The sequence below is a fragment of the Anaerotignum sp. genome, assembly GCF_031981185.1.
Taxonomy (GTDB): Bacteria; Bacillota; Clostridia; order Lachnospirales; family Anaerotignaceae; genus Chakrabartyella.
In genome coordinates this window covers 159,927-186,133 of record NZ_DALYUL010000003.1, presented here as the reverse complement: position 1 = coordinate 186,133, position 26,207 = coordinate 159,927, and the positions used below count along the sequence as shown (strand labels likewise).

Below are 26,207 nucleotides of genomic sequence, written 5' to 3'. Positions count from 1 at the left end.
GGCTTTTTTTGCAATGGCATTCTGGCCGTAGGCCTAGTTTGGCTTGGCAATCAATTAAATATCAACCTTTCCATTGCTGCGGTGGTTGTTTACGGTTCTCGCATTTTTAACAATTTTAGTCAGATTCGCAGATTTTTATTGAATAAACCTGAAAAACAGATTATAGTAGTAACGGAAAAAGGAGAATAATGCAATAAAAAAACCAAAATTTTTCTGAATTGTTTTCTTTTACTATGGAAAGTATGATTCTTTTCGTGTATAATTATATAATATTATGTATTTCTTGATTATTAGGAGGGGATTTTTTTGCTCGAATTTGATATCCCATTGAGCAGTATGGCGCAGATAAAAGTAATCGGCGTTGGTGGCGGCGGCAACAACGCTGTTGACAGAATGATTGAAGACGGCCTAGATGGCGTTGATTTTATTTCAATAAATACAGATGGACAGGCTCTTTCCAAGGCTAGATCCAGCATAAAAATTCAGATTGGTGAAAAGCTGACAAAAGGTCTTGGGGCAGGGGGTAATCCTGAAATCGGAGAAAAATCCGTTGATGAAACCCAAGACGAAATTGCACAGGCTTTACATGGCTCTGACATGGTATTTATTACTGCAGGAATGGGCGGTGGCACCGGCACGGGTGCGGCTCCCAGAATTGCCGCAATTTCCAAGGAATTAGGTATCTTAACAGTAGGCGTTGTGACAAAGCCCTTTAACTTTGAGGGAAAGAAGAGAATGAGCAATGCCGAAAAAGGTATTATGGAATTAAAGAAAAACGTTGATACTTTGGTTATTATTCCAAATCAAAGATTATTGAGTATTATTGATAAAAAGACAACCCTCACCGAAGCTTTTAAAAAGGCGGATGAAATTTTACGCCAAGGTGTTCAGGGTATTGCTGATTTGATTTCTAAGCCCGGCGTAATCAACTTGGACTTTGCCGATGTACGTACAGTAATGGCAAATAAAGGTATTGCTCATATGGGTATCGGTCGTGCCAGCGGTGAAAACAAAGCTGAAATTGCAGCGAAAATGGCAATTCAGAGTCCTCTTTTGGAAACTACCATTGAAGGTGCCAAAAGTGTGTTGATTAATTTCAGTGGTGATATGAACCTTGGTTTGATGGAAACGGAGGAAGCTGCTGATTTAATCAGAGAGGCTATTGATCCTGATGCTGAAATCATCTTTGGTACAACCATTAACGAAGATCTCAATAATGAGGTTGTTGTTACTGTAATTGCAACAGGGCTTGATGGTGAAATGCCAACGATTGCTGAAGTGAAAAAGCCTGAGATTGTTGCTGCAGAAGAGCAGGCAAAAGATGAAAGGGCAGACGACGAAGTACGTCCTAGAAGATTTTCTGATTTGGATGATTTTGAATCTGAAATTAAGATTCCTGATTTCCTTACAAGAAAGAAATTTTGATACATATAAATTTAGGCAGATGGAAGAATCCACCTGCCTTTTTATTGCATTAAATGTATGGACGCCTTTTCAGTTTAACAATATATTGATCTAATTTTGTGTTGAATTACCGTTCCCATAAGTGTTTCTGACTATTTTTAAGCTGGTTTAAAATTGAGGTTAGGAAGTATCGTGTTCTTTCATTTTGTGTTTTTATCCAAACAACTTAAGAATTAATTATTTTTCTCGTCTATCCCACACGTTTCATCAGATAACAACCTTTTTTCAGAGTCTCTATCAATCAAAATTGAAATTTCAACTATTATATATGAGAACCTTAGAGATACTCGCAGGCATTTTAGATTGTGTTGAAAAAAATTGTGTGTAAAAAATCCTTAGACTTATGATTTCCTTATATGTTTTACTCATTTAGAAGCCTTTTCAGTTTTCTAGTCACCTAACTATCATAAAATTTGAGCAATAAATTTTTAAAAAATACTAAAAAACAAAAAACTGTCAAAACTAGATATAAGTTTTGGTAATATTCAGATGAATAGTAGAAAATACTCAACTTAGGATATTGTTGGTAATAAATAGCTGTTTTGAAATGGTCTTTATGCTCAAAAAATCATAGAATATACGATGAAATTAAGATTTTACATAGATTTAACGTACGAATGATTTTTCATTTAACATTGTCTATGTATACTTTGCTTGTATCTAAATGATGAATACAAAAAGGAGAGGTAAATAATGAAAAAGAAAATAGGCTTAGGTTTGATAATGTTGATGATAACTGGTGCTCTTGCAGGATGCGGTGGTTATGGCAGTTCTGCAGACAAAGCAGCAGAAGGAAGCGGAGACGCAAATGCTGAGGCAACGGCAAATACAGCTGCAATTACCGTTGTTTCCAGAGAGGATGGTTCCGGTACTAGAGGCGCGTTTATCGAATTATTTGGGATTGAAGAAAAAGGTGCAGACGGACAAAAGGTAGATAATACCGTTGAAACAGCGGAGATCACAAACAGCACTGCAGTCATGATGCAGACAATTGCAGGCAATAAAGATGCCATTGGTTATATTTCCTTAGGCTCTTTAAATGATACAGTAAAGGCATTGGAAATTGACGGTGCGAAAGCAACGGTAGAAGATATCAAAAACGGAACATATAAAATTTCCAGACCGTTTAATATTGCTACAAAAGATGAAATTTCTCCAGCGGCTCAGGACTTTATGGCTTTTATTATGAGTGAAGAAGGGCAAGCAGTTGTGGAGAAAAGTGGGTACATCAGTCAGGGTAACACTGGCGCATATGCAGCAACTGATGTAGAGGGCAAAGTAACAGTTGCAGGTTCTTCTTCCGTAACGCCTGTAATGGAGAAGCTGAAAGAAGCTTATGCGTCGGTAAACCCTAAAATTACCGTTGAAGTTCAGCAGAGTGATTCCACAACAGGGATGACATCTGCAATTGAAGGTATTTGCGACATCGGTATGGCTTCCAGAGAATTAAAAGAAAGTGAATTATCTGCAGGACTTACACCGACAGTTATTGCAATGGATGGTATCGCTGTGATTGTAAATAAAGAGAATGCTGTAAATGGCTTGACTTCAGCAAATGTGAAGGATATTTACACAGGGAATGCAACAGATTGGAGTATCGCTAAATAAGCAGGAGGGCTTAACAAAGATATGCTCCAATCTTAAATAGATAATAAAAAGCAAACGGATTACAATTTCTAAAAGCTTTTAGAGAATGGAAGCAGGAGGAAATCATACAAAACCTTACTCTCTATCCCTTAAAGCATTCAAATATATGTAAAGCAATTCATTTCCCAATTGCTCTATATCTCAAAAGCTTTTAGACATTGTTTTTTATAAGACGGACCTCAAAGAGGGGACCGTCATTTTGCTTAAGTAGAGCGCTATGTTAAAAAATTGTTAAAGGCAACGCTGTTAGAATGGATCAATGTGATACAAAAAGGTTCTATTCCTTTTGAGGTCGAGGAGGACTTATATGAAAGAAAAGGCAATGCAATGGGTTTTCTTGGCTGCTGCCAGTATCTCCATATTTGCAGTGGCATTAATCTGTATTTTCTTGTTTGCAAATGGCGTACCCGCAATTCATGAAATCGGCGTGGTTCAATTTCTTACGGGGATGAAATGGAAACCTACCAATAATATTTTTGGCATTTTCCCAATGATTATAGGTAGTATCTATGTAACGGCTGGAGCAATTATCATTGGTGTGCCGATGGGGATTCTTTGTGCTGCTTTTTTAGCACACTTTTGTCCCAAAGGACTTTATAAAATGATAAAGCCTGCCATTGAGCTTTTGGCTGGAATCCCCTCGATTGTGTATGGCTTTTTCGGATTGGTGGTAATTGTGCCTATGATGCAAGAGTTGTTTGGAGGAAGCGGCAAAGGTGTTTTGACAGCTTCTATTCTTCTTGGAATTATGATTTTGCCCACCGTAATTGGAGTTTCCGAAGCGGCAATTCGGGCGGTACCTAAATCTTATTACGAGGGGGCACTGGCTTTGGGAATTACCCATGAAAGAAGTATATTTTTTACTGTTTTACCTGCAGCAAAGCAGGGGATTTTTGCGGGGGTTATTTTAGGAATTGGCCGTGCCATTGGGGAAACCATGGCGGTTATTATGGTTGCAGGCAATCAGGCAATTGTACCAAAGGGATTGTTCAGCGGCGTGAGAACCTTGACGGCAAATATTGTTATGGAGATGGGTTATGCCGCAGACTTGCACAGAGAAGCTCTTTTAGGAACAGCGGTTGTTCTGTTTGTGTTTATTCTGCTGATTAATCTTAGCTTCTCCCTCTTAAAGAGGAGGGATTTCTGATGGAAGCAATCAATAAAATTACTTGGAGAGAAAAATTAAAAGGATATAAGAAAGACCCATTTTCCGCTGTGCTTTTACTGTTAGTTGTTTTGGCGGCTGTTGTTACCGTAGGTGTATTGGTTTCTCTGGTTGCTTATATCGTGATAAAGGGTGTTCCAAACATTACCCCTCAGCTGTTTGCTTGGACATATAATTCCGAGAATGTTTCCATGTTGCCGGCCATTATCAACACGATTACCATTACATTGCTTTCTCTGCTTTTTGCAGTGCCTATTGGCATTTTTTCTGCAATCTATTTGGCTGAATATGCAAAAAGGGGAAATCAATTTATTCCTGTGGTTAGGTTGACAACAGAAACACTGGCAGGTATCCCCTCCATCGTATACGGTTTATTTGGTTATCTTTTGTTTAATATCCATTTGGGCTGGGGTTATAGTATCTTAGGTGGTGCACTGACCTTAGCGATTATGATTTTGCCTTTGATTATGCGTACCACGGAGGAAGCCTTGCACTCTGTTTCCGATGCTTTTCGAGAAGGAAGCTTTGGACTTGGAGCCGGAAAGCTGCGTACGGTGTTTCGCATTGTGCTGCCTTCGGCAGTTCCTGGTATTTTATCTGGTGTAATTCTGGCGATTGGCCGAATTGTTGGTGAAACGGCGGCATTATTGTATCCCGCGGGTACGGCTCCCGTTGTACCCGGCAGTATTATGGAATCGGGCAGAACCTTGGCGGTACATATGTATGCGCTGTTAAATGAAGGGCTTTACATGGATCAAGCCTATGCAACGGCAGTCATTTTATTGGTTTTGGTAATTGGTATTAATGCGCTTTCTGCGTTTATTGCTAAAAGAGTAGGAGTGAAGGAATGAGTAAAATATCCATTTCCGATTTGGAATTATATTATGGCAATTTTAAAGCGTTAAAAGATATTTATTTAGAAGTGCCAGAAAATGAAATTACAGCCTTTATCGGACCTTCGGGCTGTGGAAAGTCTACGTTATTGAAATCTCTAAACCGCATGAACGATTTAATTGAAGGTTGTAGAATTACAGGGCAGGTTTTGCTAGATGGAGAGGATATCTATAAGGGAATGGATATTAACCTTTTGCGTAAGCGAGTGGGGATGGTATTTCAAAAGCCAAATCCATTTCCTATGACTATCTATGATAATGTTGCCTTTGGCCCTCGAACCCATGGTGTACGTTCCAAGGTAAAACTGGACGAAATCGTTGAAAAGGCCCTGCGTGATGCGGCGATCTGGGATGAAGTAAAGGACAGATTAAAAAAGAATGCATTAGGCATGAGCGGTGGTCAGCAGCAAAGACTTTGTATTGCCCGTGCTTTGGCAGTACAGCCTGAGGTATTACTTATGGATGAACCTACAAGTGCCTTGGATCCTATCTCTACATCTCGTATTGAAGACCTTGCCTTAGAGTTGAAAAAGGAGTACACTATTGTTATGGTAACGCATAACATGCAGCAGGCGGCACGAATTTCTGACAATACGGCGTTTTTCCTTTTGGGCGAAGTAGTTGAATTTGGCAAGACGGAAGAGCTGTTCTCCATGCCAAAGGATAAACGCACAGAGGATTATATTACAGGGAGGTTTGGCTGATTATGGTTAGAAGTCGTTTTGATTCACAATTAGAACAACTTGATGTAGAGATGATAAAGATGGGTGCATTATGCGAAGAGGCAATTAACGCATCTATGAAAGCTTTTTTAGAAAATGACGAAGTTGCTGCGCGTGTGGCATCTGAGAAGGAAAGCGATATTGACCGTAAAGAAAGAGACATTGAAGCCTTATGTATGCGTCTTTTGCTTCAGCAGCAACCTGTTGCAAGGGATTTAAGATTGATTTCTTCCGCCTTAAAAATGATTTCTGATATGGAACGTATTGGCGATCAGGCGGCAGATATTGCAGAAATTACTGCTTTCTTAAAGGATAATGATACGAAAAGTAAATTGCACATTCGAGATATGGCAGCAGCGGCAATAAAAATGGTAACCGAAAGCGTCGATTCCTTTGTGAATAAGGATTTGAAGCTAGCCAAAAGTGTTATGGAATATGATGATGTTTTGGATAATCTGTTTGTCGAAGTAAAACAAGAATTGATTGATCTAATAGGTAAAGATAAGAATAATGGAGAACTATGCATAGATTTAATTATGATTGCAAAATATCTGGAGCGTATTGGTGATCATGCTACAAATATTGCTGAATGGGTTGAATACTCCATAACCGGATGTCATGCAAAAATGGGATTGGAAGAAGGGAATAAATGATAACATACGAAGAAATTAGACAACACGAAGGAATTCGCACATATATCAGTAAAGCTGACGAATCTTTGGCGGCATTGGGTTATACGGAGCATTCCTTTGCTCATGTAACCAAGGTCGCCGAGTCGGTAAAGTACATTTTGGAAACGTTGGGCTATACGCACCATGAAGTTGAGTTGGGGCTAATTGCAGGATATTTACACGATATTGGAAATTTGGTAAACAGGGTAGATCACTCCCAAAGCGGAGCGGTTATGGCCTTTCGAATTCTGGATAATTTAGATATGGAGCCAGAAGACATTGCCACTGTGGTCACTGCCATCGGTAATCATGACGAAGGCACGGGAATTCCCGTGAATGCCATTGCGGCGGCGTTGATTCTGGCAGATAAGTCTGATGTACGCAGAAGTCGTGTAAGAAATGAGGATAAAACTTCATTTGATATTCATGATAGAGTGAATTATTCCGTTAAAAAGGCGGTTTTGAAAATCAATGAGGAGCACTCAATTATTAAGCTGAAACTGACGGTAGATACGCATTATGGTTCTGTAATGGATTATTTTGAAATTTTTTTGGGACGTATGATTTTATGTCGAAAGGCAGCGGAAAAGCTAGGCTTAAACTTTAAGTTGATGATAAATGAGCAGTCTTTGGTCTGAAAGGGTGTTGTGCATTGATTTATTTGGTTGAGGATGACAACAGTATACGAGAACTTGTGGCATATACTTTACACAGTGCAGGCTTTGCTGCGGAAGGGTTTGAGAAACCCTCCGCTTTTTGGGCTGCAATAGAAAAGGAAATACCCTCTCTCATTTTGCTGGATTTGATGTTGCCGGAGGAAGACGGAATTAGTATTTTGAGAAAGCTTCGGGCTTCTTCAAAGACAAAAAAAGTACCAATTATATTATTGACGGCAAAAGGAAGCGAATTTGATAAGGTAATTGGACTTGACAGTGGCGCTGATGATTATGTTGCCAAGCCTTTTGGCATGATGGAGCTTCTTGCACGGGTGAAAGCTCTTTTACGTCGTGCGGAGGGGGAAGAGGAATTGTCAGAGCATACCCTCGGCGGTTTATCCGTCAGCCAAGCGCGCCACGAAGTTATGGTAGATGGGAAAGAGATAATTTTAACACTTAAGGAGTTTGAGCTTCTGAGCTTGCTGATAGAAAACAAAGGAAAGGTTCTGACCAGAGATCAATTATTGAACAGTATTTGGGGATATGGATTTGATGGTGAAAACCGGACGATTGATGTGCATATTCGTACCCTCCGCCAGAAATTAGGCGATTGGGGACAAAATATTGAAACGGTGCGAGGCGTTGGATATAAGATTGGAGGAAGTCTGTGACAAAACGCATTTTTCGAGCCATATTTGGAGTGGCTATGATTATGATGCTGTCTGTTGTTGTGCTGGTATTGGGCATGATGTATTCTTATTTTTCAGTTCAGCAGCAGGAAGATTTGCGCAATCAGGCAATCTACATTGGTGCAGGGGTTCAAAAGAGCGGATTGGCATATCTTGAGCAGATGCAGAATCCTAATGACCGAATCACATGGATTGATGAGGATGGCGTCGTTCTATTTGACTCTAAGGCAAACCCAGACAATATGGAAAATCATAAGGAACGTTACGAAGTATCTTCGGCTTTAACAAAGGGGGAAGGCTTCAGTCAACGATATTCAAGAACCCTTTCCGAGAAAACGGTATATTTTGCTCTGCGATTGCAGGACGGAACCGTTATTCGCATTTCATCTTTAACAACGACACCTCTTGCCCTATTTTTTACTATGACACAGCCATTACTTCTCATTTTAGTTGCTACAATTATACTTTCTATTTTATTGGCTTTCCAAACTGCAAAGAAAATAACAAAACCAATTAATGATGTTGATTTGGAGCAGCCTGAACTGGCAGTTGTTTATGATGAATTGACACCGTTACTGAGGCGAATAGCTGTACAAAATAAGCAAATTCACCGTCAGATGCGAGAGTTAAAGTGCCAAAAACAAGAGTTTGATACAATAACCTCCAACATGCAGGAAGGACTTTTGGTTTTGGATGCCCAAGGGGATGTGCTTTCCTATAATATGGGCGCGCTTCATCTTATGGGAATTGAAGCACCTAGGGGAAATGTAAGCGTGTTTCAGTTAAACCGCAGTGAAGGTTTCCGTCGTTCTGTTGAATCTGCCTTATCAGGAAATCACTGGGAGGAGAAAATGCAGATTGGTGGAAGGTGTTGCCAGCTATTTGCTAATCCCGTAGTGCAGGAAGATATTCTTGCAGGGGCAATTTTACTTCTCTTTGATGTGACTGAGCGGGAGGAAGGAGAAAAAATTCGCAGAGAATTTACAGCGAATGTTTCTCATGAGTTGAAAACACCACTTACCTCTATTTCGGGATTTGCAGAGATTATGAAAAATGGGATGGTGCAAGGGGAGGATGTGCCCAGGTTTGCCGAAAAAATTTACAATGAAGCCCAAAGATTAATTCAGTTGGTTCAGGATATTATAAAGCTTTCTAAATTAGATGAAAAACAAAATGGCATGGAAAAGGAACCTGTGGATTTAGCAATTTTAATTCAAGAGGTTGTAAAGCGATTGGAACCAATTGCACAGAACAAGGATGTAACGATCTCTGTATCCACTGTACCTGTCATTTTTGGCGGTGTGAAACAAGTATTGCAGGAAATGATTTATAATCTTTGCGATAATGCAATTCGTTATAATTATGAACATGGAAAAATTTCTATTTCTCTGGAAAGTAATGAGAAGGAAGTTGCTATTATTGTTTCGGATACAGGCATGGGAATTGCTATGGCTAATCAATCTCGTGTATTTGAGCGCTTTTATCGGGTAAATGGAAGCCGGTCTAAAGAAACAGAAGGAACAGGACTAGGACTTTCAATCGTAAAACATGGTACAATTTTGCATAATGGAAAAATCAATCTAAAAAGCGAGTTGAAGAAGGGCACAACGATTACAATTGTATTACCCAAATAAAGCACTTTTTAGGAAAAAAAGGGGGGTATCCTGTGAGTTAATATTAACTTTAGGGATACTCTCATTTTGTATATTGTTCTTAATGAAATACGAAAAGTAGTTACTCAAGAAAAAAAGTAAAATAACACTTGACTTTTTTGTTCAAAAGTAGTTTTATTGAAGATGCATTTTATTGAAGTAGCAGAAAGCATTAAAATTAGACTAAAATTTTGTTCATTATTATTGGGTATTTGCGTGACAATTAGCTTGCATGCGAAATAAATATGTGTTAGAATTACCCCATAAGTAAGGGTTTAGTAAAAAAGTCAAAATAGTCATTAATTTCATTTTTTAAAAAAAAGTAACGTCGTATACTGTATTCAAAATACTTCGTTGCTTTTTTGTCGGCGTGAAATGGGTGTATGAAAACGTTGCTTTTTTGTTAAACAAAGGGATAAAAACCCTTAGTCATTCATCATATTTTTTTGAAAATGATTTTGTGAATAAGAGAGAGAGCATTTTACTAATTGACACTATGAAAAGGGGAGTAAATAATGAAGGGTTTTGAAAGCAATGTTCAATATATCAAATACTTGGTAAACAAAGAAGTAGCGCAACGCTTTTTTCATGGTACGCTGGATAAATCAATCAATTCATACAGAGAAATTGCTGAGGCCATCATTCCTGGTCCAAAGGCAATGTTTCGCTGTTGCATTTATAAAGAAAGACATATTATAGAAGAACGTGTACGATTGGTTTTGGAACCTTCTAAGGATAATCGAGTTATTAATGTATTGAGCTCAGCTTGTGACGAGTGTCCCATTGACCGATTTGTTGTAACAGAAGCATGCAGAGGTTGTTTGGGGCATAAATGTCAAGAGGTCTGTCCAAGGAATGCCATTACCATTGTAAATCATCGTTCTTATATTAATCAAGCTCTTTGCATTGAATGTGGACGATGTAAACAGGCCTGCCCCTTTAATGCCATAAGTGAAGTGAAAAGACCTTGCATTCGTTCCTGTGCAGTGGGGGCAGTGCAAATTAATGAAGAGAAAAAAGCGTTTATTGACCACGAGAAATGCATCTCTTGCGGTGCCTGTGTGTATCAGTGCCCCTTCGGAGCAATTGTGGATAAACCCTTTGTTTTAAATGTTTTGGATTTGATTCAACATTCTTGGAACAATACAAACTATCATGTATATGCCATTGTTGCACCGGCTATTGCCAGTCAGTTTCCTTCGGTGAAGCTGGGGCAGGTTTTTACGGCTATAAAGGAATTAGGTTTTTATGATGTGATTGAAGCAGCAATCGGCGGTGACATGGTAGCTGTTGCAGAAGCTAAGGAGTTTGAAGAAACCATTGATGAAAAAGGATGGAAAACAACCTCTTGCTGCCCCGCCTTTGTGGATTATGTTCGTAGAACTTATCCGCAATTTATGGATCATGTTTCCACAACTGTATCTCCTATGATTGCCCTTGCAAGGGCAATACGGGAAAAGGACAAAAAAGCAAAGGTAGTGTTTATTGGTCCTTGTATTGCGAAAAAGGTTGAAATTAAACAAGATGACTTATTAGGTGCCGTTGATTATGTTATTACGTTTGAAGAGTTAATGGCAACCTTTGATGCAAAAGGCTTTGACTTGAAAGAGTTTGAAGAAAGAAATGCCGGTGAGCCCTCATATTTTGGACGTATTTTCGGAAGAACAGGTGGCGTTGCTGAAAGCGTAGTAAAGGTTGCAGCGATGGAAGGAATTGAAAAAGAAATCAAACCAATTCACTGTAACGGTATTGATGAGTGCATTAAAAATATGAAGCTGGCTTCCTTCGGTAAGCTGAACGCTAATTTATTAGAGGGGATGGCGTGTAAGAACGGCTGTACCGGAGGTTCTGCGTCCTTAACCCATGATCAAAAGGGTATTGAGCTCTTGAATCGTTATGGCAAGGAAGCGACCACGGAAAGTCCTTTCGAGGGCATGAATGGTTATGATTTGAGTGTGGTTAATATGGAAAGAGAATTTCATTTGAAAGAGAACTAAGAGGGTCATCCACAGGGAGGTAAAATGAAAACAAAACAATTGGTTCTAACCGCAGTATTATTGGCAATGTGCATTATTTTTCAAAGTATGAAGGGGATTTCTGTTTATTTGACAGGTTCTGCGGTTAATGCAATACTGGTTATGGCGACATTGGCAGTTGGAACTTCAAGCGGTATTTTTATTGCGGTTATGACTCCCATTATTGCTTATTTCATGGGTTTTACGCCAATTATGCAATTGGTTCCTCTCATGATTTTTGTAGTTATGCTTGGTAATTTAACTTTGGTTTTACTGGCTGGAAGAGGGAGAAAAGAGAAGCTTCCCGCATGGCTTGCACTCGGTGCCATTTTAAAGGCGGCTGTTTTATGGATTTTGGTTTGGTATGCAGTGCTTCCTTTCTTTGGTGGTTCCATACCTGGAAAGATGGTGGGAGTTGTGAAAACAACGTTCTCAATGACTCAGTTTATTACTGCGGCTATTGGGTGTGCCATGGCCTTTGTGATTCATACCAGAGTAAAGCATTTGTATGTTACAGAATAGAAATATATAGATTCAAAGAGGTGAGTATGGAAAATACCCACCTCTTTGAAAATATGAGATTAAACATATAAAACATTATGGCTATTGGAGGGTGCATTAAGTTGTGCCTTCTTTTTTTATTTTGGCAATGGGGGTTTATATTAATTCTCATCGGGCTTCCTGCTATGAAGGTTAAGAATAAATATCAAAAATACTGAGTTGGCTAAAAAAAGTCAATTCCAATTGCATTTTTTTTTGTTTAGAGTATTTAATGAATTAAGATGCAGGTACTATACATTGTGCATACGCTTGGCATAGGTTTGAATTCATCTGCTTTCTTAGGGGATTATTTGGTAAGAATGCCATTCAATGCCTGATAAAACAATAAAATTTAGGTGGGACATTTATTGACAAACCTGAAAAAAGTTATATAATGATAGTCAATATGTACACAAAAAAATGCATTCATATAAATTTGGAATTATATTTATGCTTTTTTTGCAACGGTTTAGAATTCACGTCACTAAAAATCATAGGTTTTAATCTTACTTGAGGTGAAAAAGATGAAATTGGACGAGGAAATTAGAAAGCTGAAGGAAAAGAATGATGTGGTGATTTTGGCTCATTATTACGTAAGTGGAGAGGTGCAGGATATTGCAGATTATGTGGGCGATTCTTACTATTTGAGTAAGGTAGCAACTGAGATTTCTCAAAAAACCATTTTGTTTTGCGGTGTCAATTTTATGGGAGAGAGCGCAAAAATACTAAATCCAGAAAAGCACGTGGTTATGGTGGATGAGTCTGCGGATTGCCCAATGGCACACATGATTGATGAAGAAACAATAAAAAATATAAAATCAAAATATGATGATATTGCCGTTGTTTGTTATATTAATTCCAGTGCTGCCATTAAAGCTCTCTCTGATGTGTGCGTAACATCATCCAATGCATTTAAAATTGTATCAAATTTACCAGAGAAAAACATTTTATTTATCCCTGATAATCATTTGGGGACTTACTTATCCACAAAGATTAGGGAGAAAAATTTTATTTTCCATCAAGGATACTGTCCTGTTCATCAAGATATACATATGGTTGATGTGATAAGAGCGAAAGAAGAACACCCAGAGGTTAAAGTTTTAGCTCACCCTGAATGCAGAATTGAGGTGCTCAACATTGCTGATTTTATAGGAAGCACATCTGAGATTATTGATTATGCTACAAAAAGCAGTGATGAAAGTTTCATTATAGCTACAGAGGATGGGATATTGCATCAGCTTCGCAACAAGAATCCGAATAAAACTTTTCACCTTGTCAATGAAAATCAGCAGTGCTTTGGTATGAAGCTGAATACACTTTCTAAAGTTTATGAGATTTTGAATTCCATGGAAAATGAAATATCTTTAGATGAGGATTTAAGACAAAAAGCAAAAGTTCCTTTAACAAAAATGCATGAATTGGCTCAATGATAAAGCGCACCACCAATGTGACTGTTGACAAGAGGTATTTTGAAAGAAGGTATCGTTGTGATAAAGGAAACTGATGTTGTTATTGTTGGAAGCGGTGCAGCGGGATTGTATTGCGCTTTAAATATTCCGGATCATTATAGAATTATAGTGATTACCAAGAAGCAGCCCGAGGATAGCGATTCGTTTTTAGCCCAAGGAGGCATTTCGGTTCTTAGGGATAATGATGATTATGATACATATTTTGAAGATACGTTAAAGGCCGGGAGATATAAAAACAACAAAGATTCAGTTGAGATTCTCATTCGCTCATCACGCAGTGTCATAGAAGATTTGGTCAGGATGGGCGTAAATTTTGACCAAGATGGGGGTGACTTTTCTTATACAAGAGAAGGGGCTCACTCCGTCAACAGGATTTTGCACCATAAGGATGTTACCGGTAAGGAAATTACGGAAAAATTGTTGGAGCAGGTGAGACATAAAAGCAACATTACAATTGTTCCTTTTGTAATGATGATTGATATTTTAGAGAGGGATCATACATGTACAGGTGTGGTTTTAAGGGACAAAGAAAATGCTATTTCTACCATATCTGCTAGAGCAGTGGTTTGGGCAACAGGAGGCATTGGCGGGTTATTTGAGCACTCCACCAATATGAATCACATTACGGGAGATGCTATTGCCATTGCAGTAAAACACAATGTGAAATTAATAGATATGAATTATATTCAAATCCATCCAACAACCCTTTTTTCCAAAGGAAAAGGAAGAAGCTTTTTGATTTCTGAGGCTGTTAGAGGTGAGGGTGCCATACTCTTGAATAAGGATGGACAGCGCTTTGTAGATGAATTATTGCCTAGGGATGTTGTAAGTGCAGCAATTTACCAACAAATGAAAAAGGATGGAACGGATTATGTTTATCTATCTTTGCTACATATGACTAAGGAAAAAATTAGAAAAAGATTCCCTAATATTTATGAAAAGTGTTTAGAAGAAGGGTTTCATTTAGAAAGGGATCTTCTCCCTGTTACTCCTGCGCAGCATTACTTTATGGGTGGCGTTCAAATTAATGAGGATGGAAAGACCTCAATGGCAAATTTATTCGCAGTGGGAGAGACAAGCTGTAACGGTGTTCACGGTGCCAACCGTTTAGCCAGCAATTCTCTTTTAGAAGCATTGGTTTTCTCAAAAAGAGCAGCTTTGGTGATTGGTGAAGATCTTAAAAATGTGACCCGTGAGAATGAAGCAGAAATAGTCGACTATACGCAATACGAAAATACAGAAGTTTTGGAAAAGGAATATCACTTATTGGTTTGGAATGAAATAAGCAAAGGAAGTGTTGAATATGCTGGACTGTGTAAGTATGAAGGTTAATATAGAGTACTATATTAAAGCTGCTTTAAAAGAGGATATCACCAGTGAGGATATCACCACAAATGCAATTGTAGACCCAAAAACACAAGGTTGTGCCCAATTGATCTGTAAACAGTCGGGTATTATTGCTGGACTTGATGTTTTTCGTCTGGTTTTTGAACTTCTTGACCCGTCAGCGCACTTTGAAACGGAGTTTAAGGATGGCGATTTGGTAGAGATGGGTGCCTTAGTAGGAACTGTTTATGGCAAAGTCAGAACACTATTAACCTGTGAAAGGACTGCCTTGAATTTTTTGCAGAGAATGAGCGGTATTGCAACCTATACAAGAGAATATGTTGAGGTTATGGAGCCTTATCGAACAAAATTATTAGATACGAGAAAGACAACACCCAATATGCGTATTTTTGAGAAGTATGCGGTAAAGGTTGGTGGCGGCAGTAATCACAGATACAATTTATCAGATGGAATTCTTATTAAGGATAATCACATTGCAGCAGCGGGCGGTATTGCAGAGGCAGTTAGGCTGACTAAGGAATATGCGCCATTTGTGCGTAAAATTGAGGTTGAAGCAGAATCCTTTGAAATGGTGAAAGAAGCTTTAGGCGCAGGAGCAGATATTATTATGCTGGACAATATGGATAATGATACATTGAGAAAATCTGTTGAGCGCATTGGAGGCAAAGCAAAAACCGAATGTTCTGGAAACGTGACCAAAGAACGGCTGAAAGAACTTTGTGAAATTGGGGTGGATTATATTTCTTGTGGTGCCCTCACCCACTCTGCACCAATTCTGGATTTTTCTTTGAAAAATTTGAAAAACTCAGAGTGATAGAAGTTTCTTAATTAGTAATCAACAAAGAAACAAATCTCTTGGAAGTTTAAAAACCTTATTTTATTGCAAAATTTTGCTCTATAATAAGGTTTTTTTGAGTTAAGAAGGTTTTGGATGTCAAGTCATTTAAGATATGGAAAGCTATTTAATTTAATGAAAAAGCATTGGCGGAGTAAAAATGTCTTTCTAAGTAAGGCTCTGTTTATATTTTTTTAAGCAACCATTTTTGGTTATCGCAATTACAGGATAACTCATATATTTTATCTATGCCATTTATGATACTACTACAGAGAAAACAGAGGGTTTGGCTACCTCCAAATCTGTTTTTCTCTGTTTGCAGAATACGATCTACCTTAACTGTGATGGTTTCGCCGTGCGAAATCGCACGGGAGTGACGGTTCCGTCTTTTGCGGTCCAGGAAATCATATCAATATTTTTATTCAAAAGCTTCATGCAGAGAACCTCCTTGATCGAACTTAATATGACTATAACAGAACTAACGTTCTTTATCAATGGTAAATTTATACCAATATGCGAATAGATGTTTTTTGTTTCCTTTAAAGAAAAATTGTATAATTAGGAAGGGATTTGCATAAAAAATAATAATATGATATACAAAAAAAATTGTAAATGGGAGTGGGAATTCTCCAAAGTGCAAGGTGCAAAATCGTTGCAAAACCTTTCTTGTGTCTGTATAATAAAGCGTATGGTATAACGGAGAAGAAGAAAAGTTAACCCAGAAAGGACAAGTGTATGTACGAAAAAATTTCTATACCTGAAATCTTTGGTATGAATGTATTCAATGACGCAATGATGCGTGAACATTTGCCAAAGCAAGTCTACAAGGAATTAAAGAACACCATTGAAAGAGGAGAAATGTTAAACTCTTCTATCGCAGATATTATCGCAAATGCCATGAAAGACTGGGCTGTGGAAAGAGGGGCAACCCATTATACCCATTGGTTTCAACCTATGACAGGAATTACCGCAGAAAAGCATGATTCCTTTTTGACAGCTCCCGTGAATGGAAAGACAATCATGGAGTTTTCAGGGAAGGAGCTAATCAAAGGGGAATCCGATGCATCTTCCTTCCCTTCAGGAGGTTTGCGTGCAACCTTTGAGGCAAGAGGCTATACAGCATGGGACTGTACTTCACCTGCATTCTTAAGAGAGGATACGGCGGGAATCACTCTATATATTCCAACAGCTTTTTGCTCCTACACAGGGGAAGCATTGGACAAAAAAACACCATTACTACGTTCTGTTGAGGCTATTTCCAAACAGGCCATGCGTATTTTGCATTTGTTTGGGAACACAACTGCCAAGAGAATTAATGTGTATTCAGGAGCAGAGCAGGAATATTTTCTGATTGACCGTACGTTGTATCAGCAAAGAAAAGATTTGATTTTTACAGGAAGGACTCTTTTCGGCGCAGCGCCACCAAAGGGTCAGGAATTGGATGACCACTATTTTGGCTGTATTAAAGAAAGAGTTGCCTGCTTTATGCGAGAGCTGAACATAGAGCTTTGGAAACTTGGAGTGACTGCAAAAACTCAACATAATGAAGTGGCTCCTGCACAGCACGAGCTTGCTCCGATTTATGATGATTGCAACCGTGCCGCTGATCATAACCAGTTAGTAATGGAGGCAATGAAGCGTATTGCGGGACATCATAACCTGACTTGTTTGCTTCACGAAAAGCCCTTCGCAGGTGTAAATGGCAGTGGCAAGCATAATAACTGGTCTTTGGGAACGGATGATGGACAGAATCTTTTAGATCCCGGTAAAACACCTCATGAAAATGCTCAATTTTTAGTATTTTTAACCGCAATTATCAAGGGTGTGGATAAATATTCTGAGTTATTGCGTTTGGCGGCAGCAAACCCCGGCAATGACCATCGCTTGGGCAAGCAGGAAGCTCCTCCTGCCATTATTTCTATTTTTCTGGGAGATCAGCTTTTAGATATTTTTGATCAGATTGAGCATGGCGGAGCAACCAGCAGCATTCAGGGTGGAAAGATGCGTGTTGGTGTAAATACCCTGCCTTATTTGAAAAGGGATGCAACTGACCGTAACAGAACTTCTCCTTTTGCGTTTACTGGCAATAAGTTTGAGTTCCGTATGCCCCCATCCTCAGGTTCAATTTCGGGTCCTAATTTTGTATTGAATACCATTGTTGCCGATGTTTTGGAGGAGTTTGCTGAAGAATTGGAGAAGGCAGAAGATTTCAATACGGCGGTACATGAATTAATCAGAAAAACCTATGCGGATCATAAGCGCATTATTTTTGATGGAAATGGCTATGCTGAAGAGTGGTTGCAAGAGGCAGAGCGAAGAGGACTTAGTAATATTACAAACATGGTGGACTCCATTCCTTATTTGGTAGATGAAAAAGCGATTGCCCTGTTTGAGCGTCATAAGGTGTTGAATCGTGTGGAATTGCATTCCCGCTCTGAAATTTTGTATGAAACTTATATTAAACAAATCAACATAGAGGCCAGAGCGATGATTGATATTGCTTCCAAACAAATTCGCCCCGCTATCGTAAAATATGCAGGCGAAGTTGCAGCTGCGCTGGCTGCTATGAAGGCAGCAGGTTTTGATGCATCTGTGGAAGAAGAGCTGCTGAAGGAAATCAATGATAATATTAAGGCTTTCCAAGAGGCACTGAAACACTTGACCGAAGTTACCAAAGAAGCGGCTAAGCTTAAGGATGATAGCAAATTACAGGCTATTTTCTATCGTGACCATGTATTTAAGGTGATGGAAGAACTGCGTGAGCCAGCGGATAGACTAGAGTTTTTGGTAGATGAAAAGGCGTGGCCATTCCCCACTTACGGAGAACTGCTATATAACGTTTGATAATCTTGTAAGACAACGATAGGATTTTTGTAAAAAACCCCATTTATTTCTCTGAAATTGTGAGAATAAGGGGGTTTTTTTTGCGAAAACTAAAGTAAATCGTAATACCTGATGAGGGAAAGGACGTTGTATGACAAGAAAAAATAATTATAAAAAATATGCATGTAAATCAATGATAAATATAAAATATTGCTAAATGTTTTGCAGACTTGTATTTTTTTTAAAAAATAAAAAAATATGAAAAAATGTTTTTTTTTAAATACCTGTGAAAAACACACGTAATTTTCTTGCAAACCCTAATTGAATGCGCTATAATGTATACACAGCATAGTGGATTGAAACAATTTATTATTTATTTATCATTAAAAATATGTAATTAGATTTATTTTTTTTGGTACATATAAACACTAAAATGACTATTATATACAAATTGCACATTTTTTAGTACATTTAATAGGGTTTGTTTAAAAAATGAGGTGAATTCAATGTTTAATACAATGCTCGTTGAAAGAGAACGATTGGAAAGAATCAATGAGAATAAAAGAATTATTGATGATAAAAGAATTCGAATTATTACCGGTCACTACGGTAGTGGCAAGACGGAGTTCGCAGTGAACTATGCTATGAAACTCGCGGGAAATAACCGAAAGGTTGCCATTGCCGATTTAGATATCGTAAATGTTTATTTTCGCTCTAGGGAAAAAAAGAAGGAATTGGAAAAGGCGGGTATTTTGGTCATTTCATCTTCAATTGAGGGAGACGGGCTGGATGTACCTGCAGTTTCTGCGGCTATGACTATGCCGGCGAGGGATCACAGCTTTGATTACATCGTTGACTTGGGGGGAAACGATGTGGGGACAAAGGTGCTTGGTCGTTTAAAACCCATTTTGAACCATGCGGAAGTAGATTTTTTTATGGTTGTCAATGCGTATCGTCCTGATACGTCCACACCAGAAGGGGTTATCGAGCAGATGGAGAAGCTTGAATATTCGTCGGGTTTGAAGGTGACAGGTTTCATTAATAATACAAACCTGATTCGGGAGACCACTCCACAGTGTCTTTTGGACGGGGATAGGGTTTTGAGAGAGGTAACAAAGCAAACAGGGATTCCTGTAAGGTATGTTTCTTATGTTGAGGAATTAATGACGGAAGAGATACCTCAGGGGCTTTCTGGTGAGTTGTTCCCAATGAAGTTTTATATGAGAAAAACCTGGATGTAAATTTAAATATTTATGGAGGTGTATTTGAATGGCAAAAGGTAGAGTAATCATCAACGAAACGCTCTGTAAGGGCTGTGAACTTTGTGTTTCTGTTTGTCCAAAGCATGTGCTGAAGCTTTCCGAAACCAAAATTAATTCTGCAGGCTATAACCCTGCGGAATCAGTAAATGACGATTGTATCGCTTGCACAAGCTGTGCAAAAATGTGTCCAGACTGTGCAATTACAGTAGAAAAACTTGACTAAGAGAGAGGAGGAAATTTCAATGGCAAAGGTTTTAATGAAAGGCAATGAAGCAGTTGGTAAGGCAGCGATTGAGGCGGGTTGCAGATACTTTTTTGGCTATCCGATAACTCCTCAGAGTGAAGTTCCAGAATACTTATCCAGCGAATTACCTAAGGTTGGCGGTGTGTTTGTTCAGGCTGAGTCTGAAGTTGCGGCAATTAACATGGTTTATGGTGCTGCAGGTGCAGGCGCTCGTGTTTTAACAAGTTCTTCTTCCCCTGGTATCGCTTTGAAGCAGGAAGGCATTGGCTATATTTCTAATGCTGGTTTGCCTGCGGTTATTATTAATATGATGCGTGGTGGCCCTGGTTTGGGTACAATTCAACCCGGTCAGGCTGACTACAACATGACTGTAAAAGGTGGATCCAACGGTGACTATCATGATATCGTTTTGGCACCTGCATCCGTACAGGAAGCTGTAGATATGGTTATGGAAGCTTTTGATTTGGCTGATTACTACGGTACACCAGTTATCATTTTGGCTGATGGTTTAATTGGTCAGATGATGGAGCCCGTTGAGTTCAACTATGTTTGCAAAAAAGAATTGCCTCCTAAAGACTGGGCACTGACCGGCAAGGGTGACGGCGAGAAGCATATGGTAGAAAACTTGGTTATCGAAGCTGCCGATTGTGAAGCTTGGAACAAGAGACATTTTGAGAAATATGCAAAGATTGAAGCAGATGAGCAGGCTTGGGAAGAATTCCTGATGGATGATGCTGAATACGCATTTGTATCCTATGGTACATCCTCCAGAATCGTAAGAACTGCAATCAGCTATTTAAGAGAAGAAGGCTTCAAAGTTGGTATGATTAGACCAAAAACGTTATGGCCTTTCCCTGTAAAAGCTTTTGATAAATGGGACAAGAACATTAAAAAATATCTTGATGTAGAAATGAGCATGGGACAGATGGTTCAGGATGTTGCTTATGCTTGTAATGATAAAAACAAAATTGAGTTCTATGGCAGAACTGGCGGTATCGTTCCTGCGGTAGATGAAATTGTTGAATTTGGTAAGAAAGTTATGGGAGGTGACAAATAATGGCAGTTATATTTCAAAAACCCAAAGCTTTGACTGATATAAAATTGCATTATTGTCCTGGTTGTGCACACGGTATCGTTCACAGACTTGTAGCAGAAGTTTTAGAAGAAATGGGCGAAGACAAAAACGCAATTGCAGCAGTTCCTGTTGGTTGTGCTGTATTTGCAAACAAATATTTTAATTTTGATGCAATTCAGTGTGCACATGGTCGTGCTCCCGCAACTGCAACTGGCATTAAAAGAGTACATCCCGATAAATTGGTTATGACATATCAGGGTGACGGTGACTTGGCTTCCATTGGTACTGCAGAAATCGTTCATGCAGCTGCAAGAGGCGAGAAAATCACCACTGTTTTCATCAACAATGGTATTTATGGTATGACAGGCGGTCAGATGGCGCCTACCACATTGCCCGGCATGAAGGCAACAACTGCAAAGGCTGGTCGTGATCCTAAAATTAATGGTAACCCCATCCGTGTTTCTGAAATGCTTGCAACTTTGGATGGTCCTGCTTACATTGAAAGAGTAAGTATCTCCACACCTGCGCAGGTTACTCAGGCAAAAAAGGCAATCAGAAAAGCTTTTGAAATTCAAAAGCAGGGTCTTGGCTTTACATTTGTAGAGGTTGTTTCTACTTGTCCTACAAACTGGGGTCTGACACCTGTAAAATCTATGGAATTTGTAAGAGAAAAAATGATCCCTTACTATCCTCTTGGCGTTTACAAAGACATCACTGCAGAGGAGGGCAAATAATATGAATACACAAAGAATTTGTTGTGCAGGTTTCGGCGGTCAGGGTACACTTTCCATGGGTAAGATCTTGGCTTACGCAGGCATGTTAGAGGGTCATGAAGTTTCATGGTGCCCTTCCTATGGTCCTGAAATGCGTGGTGGTACAGCGAACTGCCATGTTATTGTATCTGATGAACCAATTGGGTCTCCTGTAATCACCAGCGATGCAAATTGTGTGATTGCAATGAATCAGCCTTCTTTAGATAAATTTGTTGATATCCTTGGTGAAGGCGGCGTTTTGATTGCAAATGCTGATTTGGCTGCTTTGAAGGAAGACAGAAGTAATATCCGTGTGATGAATGTTCCTGCAAACTCTATGGCAACACAGGAATTTGGCAGTGCAAAATTGGCGAACATTATTCTTTTGGGCGCTGTTATTCAGGCAACTGGTTCAGTTAAAGTAGAAAGCATTGATGATGCATTTGCTCATGTTTTTGGGGGCGCGAAAGCAAAATTTATCCCTAATAACAAGAAGGCATTTGAAATTGGTTTCGAATTTGCGAAAAATTACAAATAACACTATTTGATCCTAAATATTGACGGCCTTTTGGCAGGGGAAACCCTGCCAAAAGGTTTTTTTATTGTAAAAAAGCATTCCGTACTGATGGCAGATATGATATAATTATAAAAATATATGTTTCATAAAAGTAAATCTAATGGGCAAGACGCAGATATTAAAAGGAGAGAAGGGTGCCTCAGGTAAGCCCATAGCATAGAAATTTGCAAATGAATTTAATTTTTAAGATATTTATAAAAATGTATAGATATAAATAGAATTTTATAAAAATGCAAGAAAGAATTTGCATATAAATCTTGCAAATAATAACGAGCACGCTTGAAAGAAGTCTTTGTGGGGTTTAATAGAAACTTTTTCAAGTGTAGATTGATTTTACATATTTTGTAAAGGGCAAGGGAGAGGAGTGCAGTTTTTTGAAAAACAGAATAAAAATTTTTGTAGATGGAAAGTCCTTTACGCTTGTGGGGGAAGAGACGGAAATACATATGCAGGCAGTTGCCACATACATTGACGATAAATTAGTTGAGATTCGTAAAAATGCAGCAGCAGTGAAGATGGATACTAGTCTTGCTTATGTGTTGGCGGCTTTAAATGTTGCAGATGAGTATTTTAAAGAAAAAGAAAAAGTAGCAGAGCTTGAAGGGCGTAATTTGGGTTTGAGCACCAGACTTGAAGAGCTGGTTTTTCAGTTGGACCAAGCAAGGCTGGAAATTGGAGAATTAAAAGAGAATTTTAAACAAGCGGAGAAAGAGATTGAAGTAATAAAAAATCCTTCTCTTGAAGAGTTTGGAGAAGTATTTGAAATGGATTTTGAAGAAAAGCTTGATACTAAAAAGGAAGAGGAAATAGAAGACAAAAAGGAAGCAAAAAATGAAACGAGGGAAGAACCTAAAGCGGTGCCTTTGTTACAGCCGGAAGAGAAACCCCATTATTATCCCATGGGATTAAAGGGCGGACAAGCAGAACGGATAATGACACAAAAAGCAAAAAGAGGGAAACGTCGTAGGAAATAAGGTTATTATAACGTATCCTAGAAAAAAGTTTTGAGTGAAGACATTATTTTTAAGAATAATAAATATAAGAGCATCAGGCCTTTCGTTATTATAAAACGAAAGGTGATTTGCTTTTTTGGTAATAATAAACTTGATATTTGAGATAGTGAAGCGTTCATTTATAAAAACATAATGATTAAATAAAACATAATGGATTGCTTTTTTAGAGAGGAGAATGAAAATGTCTGCAAGGAATAAGCCTGAATTATTGGCTCCAGCAGGCTCTATGGAGAGTTTGAAGGCGGCAGTAAACAATGGCTGTGACGCCGTTTATTTAGGAGGTAAGCTCTTTAGTGCCAGACAGTTTGCAGGGAATTTCTCATTAGAGGAATTGGAAGAAGCCTGTGATTATTGTCACTTAAGAGGTGTAAAGGTATATGTAACGATAAATACATTATATAAGGAAGAAGAACTAAAAGAATTGCTTGGTTTTGTTGGGAAACTATACAAGATGGGCGTTGATGCTTTAATTATACAAGATAGCGGAGCGGCAAAATTAATACGAGAAAACTACCCGGATTTACCGTTGCATGCCAGCACACAAATGACAGCGAATTCTTTAGAAGATGTTCGTTACTGGGAGAGCTTAGGATTTTCTAAAATTGTATTAAGCCGTGAGCTTTCTTTGAAAGAAATTAGTGAAATCACACAACAAACAGAGGCAGAAATTGAAACATTTATTCATGGAGCGCTATGTGTTTGTTATTCCGGCCAATGCTTGATGAGTAGTATTTTGGGAGGAAGAAGCGGTAACCGTGGACGGTGTGCGCAAACCTGTCGTTTACCATATACCCTTTATAAGGGTGCAGACAAGTTGCAAGAAGGATACCTACTTTCTCCTAAGGATATTCAGACAGTAACGATTTTACCGCAATTGATAGAGGCTGGGATAGCTTCATTGAAAATTGAAGGACGTATGAAAAATCCTGAATATGTAGCGGGTGTTACTGGCATTTACCGTAAATATATCGATTTGTATTTTAATGACCCTGACCATTATCAGGTTTCTCCTGAAGATATAAAAGCTCTGACCCAGTTATTTAACCGGGGAGGTTTCACTGAAAGTTATTATACATCTGCCGGTAGCAAAGATATGATGAGCATTGAAAGACCTAAAACCTGGGGATTAAAAGTGGGCATTGTGGATAGCTATATTCCCAAGCATAACCGGGTTACTATTCGTACAAGAGAACCCCTGGTACCAGGGGATGGAATTGAGATTTGGACGGCGAAGGAGCCTCATGTGGGCACCAATATTTCTAAAGTCTCGAAGGCTGGAGAAGTGATTTCTTTAGCTATAGAAGGGGATATACAAAAAAACGATGTGGTTTATCGTACGTACGGAAAGTCATTAAATGATACTCTTCGGAAAACTTGGGAGAAGGACAGCCGCAAAAAACCGATTTCGGGATTGTTGAAAGCCAAAAAAGGGCAGCCATTGGCCTTACAACTTTGGGACATGAGTGGAAGTAATATTTATGTTACGGGTGATATTGTGGAAGCAGCCGCAAATCAGCCTACTTCATTGGAAAAGCTGAAACAGCAAGTAGAAAAAATGGGGGCGACCTCTTTTGTACTGGAGGCACTGGAGATTGATGGGGATGCGGATATATATGTGAGTGTCGGCGCATTAAATCAATTGAGAAGAAATGCTATTGAAGCTTTAGAAGATGCCATTCTAAAAAAATCAAAGCGACAAGAGGTTCAAAAGAGCTTAACTGAAGATAAAGAGAAAAAACCTAATTTACTTGAGAAAAAACTTCATGCTTTGGTTACGGAATTTTCTCAGTTGGAGGCGATTGTAGGTACAAAGGGGCTTAAGGTAATTTATTTTGAAGCTTCTGCGGAGATGGAGAGGATTTTACCTCAAGCATTAAAACTTTGCAAAAGCTTTGGTGTCAGCCTCTATGCCGCATTGCCAAAAATCAGCAGGCAATGGCGCAAGGATATTGAAGATGCTATGACGGTGCGCTTGAAAAAAACGGAGATTGATGGTTTTTTGGTCCGTTCTGCCGGTCAGTTTGGATTAGTGAAGGACAGTGGGAAGAATATTGCGGTTGATTACACGTTAAACGTAATGAATGAAGAAGGCGTCGCTTTTTGGAAACAACAGGGCGCCGACAGCGTATGTTTGTCAGTGGAAGCGAATCTAAAGGAAATCAATACCATGGGTGATAAAGACTGCGAAATGGTGGTTTATGGATATCTTCCCCTTATGAAAACGCAACAATGTCCCATCGGCAACTATGCTGGCGGGAAAGAGGGACATTTTTATTGTTCTGAAAAGAATAATACTGAACTGTATTTCTTAAAGGATAGAAAGGGTTTAAAGTTCCCTTTAATGACAGATTGTGAGCGTTGTGTTTGTACGGTATTAAACAGTAAGCCTTTATTTACACTGAAATTTTATGATGAGATTTTAGAAAGTGTAACAGGAAGTGTGCGCTTGGAATTTACAAAGGAAGGGATTGGGCGTGCAGCAAGAATAACCAAGGCTTATGCTGAAATGACCCAAGACCCTCATAAAATTAGTTCGGAAACAAGAAGCCTTTTGGAGGAAATGAAGGAAAAAGGGAACACGAAAGGACATTTCTTCCGCGGAGTGGAGTGAGGATATGTTTGATCTGTTGATCATGTTGAGCAGATATCTGTTTATCTTTTATATCGGATTCTTTTTATGGCAAGGCATTGTTTAT

Annotated in this window: 23 protein-coding genes; all 23 read left to right on the top strand. The window is 38.8% G+C overall.

Annotated elements, in window-relative coordinates; translation table 11 throughout:
• Positions 1-189 (top strand): small basic family protein (locus RTK36_RS02820; RefSeq protein ID WP_312044117.1); only part of this gene is annotated, 189 nt, incomplete at its 5' end.
• Between the two features lie 117 nt (positions 190-306).
• Positions 307-1,425: a cell division protein FtsZ gene (ftsZ, locus tag RTK36_RS02815; protein WP_312044115.1), complete on the top strand. Its 1,119-nt coding sequence runs from the start codon at positions 307-309 to the stop codon at positions 1,423-1,425.
• 732 nt (positions 1,426-2,157) lie between these two features.
• Positions 2,158-3,072, top strand: coding sequence for a substrate-binding domain-containing protein (locus RTK36_RS02810; RefSeq protein ID WP_312044113.1), 915 nt, complete (start codon positions 2,158-2,160; stop codon positions 3,070-3,072).
• 346 nt (positions 3,073-3,418) lie between these two features.
• Complete coding sequence (pstC, locus tag RTK36_RS02805) at positions 3,419-4,258, top strand: phosphate ABC transporter permease subunit PstC (RefSeq protein ID WP_312044110.1); 840 nt, start codon at positions 3,419-3,421, stop codon at positions 4,256-4,258.
• Positions 4,258-5,127, top strand: a complete 870-nt coding sequence (gene pstA / locus RTK36_RS02800; RefSeq protein WP_312044109.1) for a phosphate ABC transporter permease PstA — start codon at positions 4,258-4,260, stop codon at positions 5,125-5,127. Before pstC ends, pstA begins: the two co-directional genes overlap by 1 nt.
• Positions 5,124-5,873, top strand: a complete 750-nt coding sequence (gene pstB, locus RTK36_RS02795) for a phosphate ABC transporter ATP-binding protein PstB (RefSeq protein ID WP_312044107.1) — start codon at positions 5,124-5,126, stop codon at positions 5,871-5,873. The genes pstA and pstB overlap by 4 nt, the downstream gene beginning before the upstream one ends.
• Positions 5,874-5,875: 2 nt before the next feature.
• The gene (phoU, locus tag RTK36_RS02790) at positions 5,876-6,544 is read left to right on the top strand and encodes a phosphate signaling complex protein PhoU (RefSeq protein WP_312044105.1); all 669 of its coding nucleotides are present in this window, start codon (positions 5,876-5,878) and stop codon (positions 6,542-6,544) included.
• Positions 6,541-7,200 carry an HD domain-containing protein gene (locus RTK36_RS02785; protein WP_312044104.1) on the top strand — a complete coding sequence of 220 codons (660 nt, stop codon included), beginning with the start codon at positions 6,541-6,543 and terminating at the stop codon, positions 7,198-7,200. Before phoU ends, RTK36_RS02785 begins: the two co-directional genes overlap by 4 nt.
• 14 nt (positions 7,201-7,214) lie before the next feature.
• Complete coding sequence (locus RTK36_RS02780) at positions 7,215-7,889, top strand: response regulator transcription factor (protein ID WP_312044102.1); 675 nt, start codon at positions 7,215-7,217, stop codon at positions 7,887-7,889.
• A complete protein-coding gene (locus tag RTK36_RS02775; protein WP_312044100.1) occupies positions 7,886-9,541 on the top strand; it encodes an ATP-binding protein in 1,656 nt (551 codons plus the stop codon). Before RTK36_RS02780 ends, RTK36_RS02775 begins: the two co-directional genes overlap by 4 nt.
• A gap of 533 nt (positions 9,542-10,074) precedes the next feature.
• The gene (locus tag RTK36_RS02770; protein WP_312044098.1) at positions 10,075-11,556 is read left to right on the top strand and encodes a 4Fe-4S dicluster domain-containing protein; all 1,482 of its coding nucleotides are present in this window, start codon (positions 10,075-10,077) and stop codon (positions 11,554-11,556) included.
• A 24-nt stretch (positions 11,557-11,580) separates the two neighbouring features.
• On the top strand, positions 11,581-12,096 hold the full coding sequence (locus tag RTK36_RS02765) for an ECF transporter S component (RefSeq protein ID WP_312044096.1): 516 nt from the start codon (positions 11,581-11,583) through the stop codon (positions 12,094-12,096).
• A gap of 542 nt (positions 12,097-12,638) precedes the next feature.
• On the top strand, positions 12,639-13,544 hold the full coding sequence (gene nadA / locus RTK36_RS02760; protein ID WP_312044094.1) for a quinolinate synthase NadA: 906 nt from the start codon (positions 12,639-12,641) through the stop codon (positions 13,542-13,544).
• A 60-nt stretch (positions 13,545-13,604) separates the two neighbouring features.
• Entirely contained in the window at positions 13,605-14,915 is a 1,311-nt protein-coding gene (locus RTK36_RS02755; RefSeq protein WP_442871330.1) for an L-aspartate oxidase, read from the top strand.
• The gene (gene nadC, locus RTK36_RS02750; protein ID WP_312044147.1) at positions 14,890-15,744 is read left to right on the top strand and encodes a carboxylating nicotinate-nucleotide diphosphorylase; all 855 of its coding nucleotides are present in this window, start codon (positions 14,890-14,892) and stop codon (positions 15,742-15,744) included. Before RTK36_RS02755 ends, nadC begins: the two co-directional genes overlap by 26 nt.
• Positions 15,745-16,500: 756 nt before the next feature.
• Positions 16,501-18,609, top strand: a complete 2,109-nt coding sequence (locus tag RTK36_RS02745; RefSeq protein WP_312044091.1) for a glutamine synthetase III family protein — start codon at positions 16,501-16,503, stop codon at positions 18,607-18,609.
• Positions 18,610-19,094: 485 nt separating this feature from the next.
• Positions 19,095-19,829 carry a nucleotide-binding protein gene (locus RTK36_RS02740; protein ID WP_312044089.1) on the top strand — a complete coding sequence of 245 codons (735 nt, stop codon included), beginning with the start codon at positions 19,095-19,097 and terminating at the stop codon, positions 19,827-19,829.
• Positions 19,830-19,857: 28 nt separating this feature from the next.
• A complete protein-coding gene (locus tag RTK36_RS02735) occupies positions 19,858-20,073 on the top strand; it encodes a 4Fe-4S dicluster domain-containing protein (RefSeq protein ID WP_312044087.1) in 216 nt (71 codons plus the stop codon).
• Positions 20,074-20,092: 19 nt separating this feature from the next.
• Positions 20,093-21,151 carry a 3-methyl-2-oxobutanoate dehydrogenase subunit VorB gene (locus RTK36_RS02730; RefSeq protein WP_312044085.1) on the top strand — a complete coding sequence of 353 codons (1,059 nt, stop codon included), beginning with the start codon at positions 20,093-20,095 and terminating at the stop codon, positions 21,149-21,151.
• Positions 21,151-21,903, top strand: a complete 753-nt coding sequence (locus tag RTK36_RS02725) for a thiamine pyrophosphate-dependent enzyme (RefSeq protein ID WP_312044083.1) — start codon at positions 21,151-21,153, stop codon at positions 21,901-21,903. Before RTK36_RS02730 ends, RTK36_RS02725 begins: the two co-directional genes overlap by 1 nt.
• 1 nt (position 21,904) lies before the next feature.
• Complete coding sequence (locus RTK36_RS02720; RefSeq protein WP_312044081.1) at positions 21,905-22,459, top strand: 2-oxoacid:acceptor oxidoreductase family protein; 555 nt, start codon at positions 21,905-21,907, stop codon at positions 22,457-22,459.
• 413 nt (positions 22,460-22,872) lie between these two features.
• Positions 22,873-23,472 carry a cell division protein ZapA gene (locus RTK36_RS02715; RefSeq protein WP_312044078.1) on the top strand — a complete coding sequence of 200 codons (600 nt, stop codon included), beginning with the start codon at positions 22,873-22,875 and terminating at the stop codon, positions 23,470-23,472.
• A 220-nt stretch (positions 23,473-23,692) separates the two neighbouring features.
• Complete coding sequence (locus RTK36_RS02710; protein ID WP_312044076.1) at positions 23,693-26,122, top strand: U32 family peptidase; 2,430 nt, start codon at positions 23,693-23,695, stop codon at positions 26,120-26,122.
• Positions 26,123-26,207: the final 85 nt, after the last annotated feature.